Annotated in this window: 2 protein-coding genes; both read right to left on the minus strand. The window is 43.7% G+C overall.

Translation table 11 applies throughout. From position 1 onward, the window contains the following. Positions 1-321 precede the first annotated feature (321 nt). Positions 322-2,049 (minus strand): murein biosynthesis integral membrane protein MurJ, encoded by a 1,728-nt coding sequence (gene murJ / locus PX636_RS01025; RefSeq protein ID WP_288115947.1) that lies wholly within the window; start codon positions 2,047-2,049, stop codon positions 322-324. Continuing rightward, positions 1,994-2,530 carry a hypothetical protein gene (locus PX636_RS01030; protein WP_288115949.1) on the minus strand — a complete coding sequence of 179 codons (537 nt, stop codon included), beginning with the start codon at positions 2,528-2,530 and terminating at the stop codon, positions 1,994-1,996. Before PX636_RS01030 ends, murJ begins: the two co-directional genes overlap by 56 nt. Positions 2,531-3,287 lie beyond the last annotated feature (757 nt).

Below are 3,287 nucleotides of genomic sequence, written 5' to 3' on the forward strand. Positions count from 1 at the left end.
AAATCTAGGGATCAGCTATCAGTTTTTATCGGGGAATTTTTTGACCTGCTGACCACTGATAGCTCCTCCTTAATTAGGGTTTGCTGAATAAATCTAAAAACCTTGTGTATAAGACTTTTAGACTTTTTGGTTTCCAAAAAGTACCAGATATGGGAGTGATCGGGGGGAAAATTCAGGTACTTTTTCCCTGAAAATTAGATAATTGACCAGATGAAAATCGGTAAAACCCTACACCCTACACCCTACACCCTACACCCTGCCCCCAGAAAAAACTTTTTCAGCAAACCCTATGTAATGATGAGGTGAGGCAGCAACTTAAACCTAAGATTTTTTCAATAACTTCTGACGAACTCGCGAGATTAATAGGTCTAATTCAGGTAACTTCAATAACATCGCACCGAGGAGGAATAAACCCACCGCTACAGTCGAAGCCAAACCTAACTGTAATAATTGTAGGAAAATATTACCAGCACCGAAAACCTTTTCCCAACCCCAACTAGCACCCCAACTAGCAACACCAGAAAGCATTGTAATTACCGTTAATCCCAATAAGGATAAACCCCATTCTCCCAAAGGTAAACCTCCTAAACGACGATTTAAAATCACCGTAAAAATGCCCATAGAAAGGATATTAACCCCCACGGTTGCTAAAACAATCCCCGGAGTACCAAAAGGTCTATACAAGAGGAAATCCAGCGCACCATTGAGAAAAATATTTACCATACTCACCTTAAAAGGAGTGTCACCATCACCCAAAGCATAGAACACTCGTACTAAAACATCGCGACCGAGATAGAAAAACATCCCGAAACCGTAGGCCATTAATACGGGAACCACCTGTTCCGAGGCAGCCAGATTAAAGGCACCCCGTTGATAGATAACTCGCACTACCGGGAAAGCGAGGGCGATAAAGATAGCGGTGAAGGGTAACATGGTTAAAGCCGTCAATAATAAACCCTGACGGATTTTTCGCTTCAATTCTCCCCAATTTTCTGGTTCCGTCAGTCGAGAAAATATCGGCATAAACGGCACGAGAATCATGTTAGACATGATGCCCAAGGGCGTGAGAACGATAAAACTGGCGTAACGCATGGAAGCGGCGGCATTTTCGATAAAAGAAGCGAAAAAGAGGTCAGTATAAACGTTAATATGCAACATTCCCGAAGATAAGGTCGCCGGAATCATCACCCGCAACACCTCCGACACCCCCGGAATCCGCCAATCCCAGCGAAATGTTAATTTTCCTAAACCTGCCTTGACTTGTGCGCCCACTTGTGCTAACCATTGCCAAAGCGCCCCGACGAGAGTACCACCGGCGAGGACAAAACCCCCTAGTTGAATATATTGGGGATTATCAATGCGATCGCCAAGAAACCAAGCCAGCAAACCCACCCCGATAATCACCGCCACACTGGAAAAAAGCGGACTGAGACTCGGTAGCCAGTATTGGTCCGCCGCGTTGAGAGTACCGAAACCGATGCCGATTAAACCAGCTAAAACCGCCATGGGGGCCATAATTTGCAGTTGTTGAATGGCCATACTACGGGTGGCGGCATCTAAACCGGGGGCGAGAACATCGATAAAAATATTGGCAAAAACGATTAAAAAGACAGTGACAGCTAATAAAATCGCGCTGACTAGGGTGGTAATAGTCTCGACAATCGGCGCGGACTCGGATTTATCTCTTTTGGCCAAAACACTGACCAAAGCGCTGTGAAAAGGGCCGTTAATACCACCGAGGAGAATTAACAGAAAACCGGGGATAACGTAGGCAAAAGCGTAGGCGTTCACCACCGGCCCGACACCGTAGGCAGCGGCGATTACCTGTTCGCGGACTAAACCAAAAACCTTACTGATTAAGGTGGCAACGGCGACAATTCCGGCAATACCGGCTAAGGAACGGGTAGCTTTCTTAGTAATGATGACACCTCGAAAGAAAACAACTGCATTGATCGATTCTACCCGTTTCTGTGTTCCCGTAGAAAAGCGATCTCTAGTTGGCAAATTTAATTTGACTGGAATGTATAAGACCCATTTCCCCACAGACATTCGTATAATACCAAGAGCCAACCGAACCATAAATATTGATGGTTCTACGTTCTTTGACTGAACAGATGATATTGCCATTGGGGGATGTTCTCACATTTGATGGTGGAGAAAACACTATTGCCGCAGCGATTCTTGATGTGGATTGAGAACTATTGAATCTGTAACTACACACCACCTCTAGCATTGTTTGAGTCGCCTGAGAGCGGGGACGATGAATTTGTCTTTCGGGAAAAGTCGTCCAAGTTCCGTTATCACAATTAGCTTGGCTAACCAGTCGTTGATTTCCTAAATAATAAACAAAGTCAACACTACGCGAACTAGCCGGAACAATCGAACATAAATCGATGTTAACGCTTTTTCCCGTCACAGCAGTTCCGGCAAAGTAATTACAAGTTTCAGCCAAAACTATATTGGGTTTTGCCCAGGAAGCGCCGACTACCATTGTCAAAGATAGACTAGAAATCAAAATAATTTTTTTCATGGTTGATTTGACATTTTCTGGAGGCTTTTTCTGAGATCATTTTATACTCAATTGAATTGCGGCTAGAACCTGATGGCGACAAAATATTAGTATTTTTTATCTAATTCTCTGTTCCCGTAGAAAAGCGATCGCTAGTTGTCAAATTTAATTTGACTGGAATGTATAACACCCATTTCTCCATAGACATTCGTATCATACCAAGAGCCAACCGAACCATAAATATTGATGGTTCTACTCTTGATTACAAAAATCGCCCGTTCAAGAAAACTTAACAATGCCACCAGCGATCGCAGTTTTAAAGTTTAATTAACAAGAAGATTAACAGGAAGATAGCGATCGCACTGACCTGCGACAAGATCGGCGATCGCCCTCAAGAATTGCACTAAAGTGTATCTCGGTATTCTTCAAGTAGGGCTAAAATATCTGCTAGTTGGTTTCTGTGGAAGTTGTTGGGGTTAAGTTGGAATCGGATGATTGCAGTACGGTATCGAGTTTCGATTCGAGTTCGGCGAGTTTCTCGTTCTGTTTTTTCAAGTCGGACAAGCCCCCGTAGGATTTGATCCAATGTAACAAGGCTGAAAGTAATCCCGGCGAAGAGAAGTCCGAACCATTGGGGGATGATAATTTGTTCGTTGCCGAGTTGGATTGAGTCATAGTTGAGGATTATGGTTCTTCGTTACTTGGTATGGTTCGATAGGGGGGCATAAATCGACTAAATCCTTATCTGGTAAGAGACTTAATTGATTAGTTGGCTCTA

The sequence above is a fragment of the Microcystis sp. M53598_WE2 genome (assembly GCF_030067735.1).
GTDB lineage: Bacteria > Cyanobacteriota > Cyanobacteriia > Cyanobacteriales > Microcystaceae > Microcystis > Microcystis aeruginosa.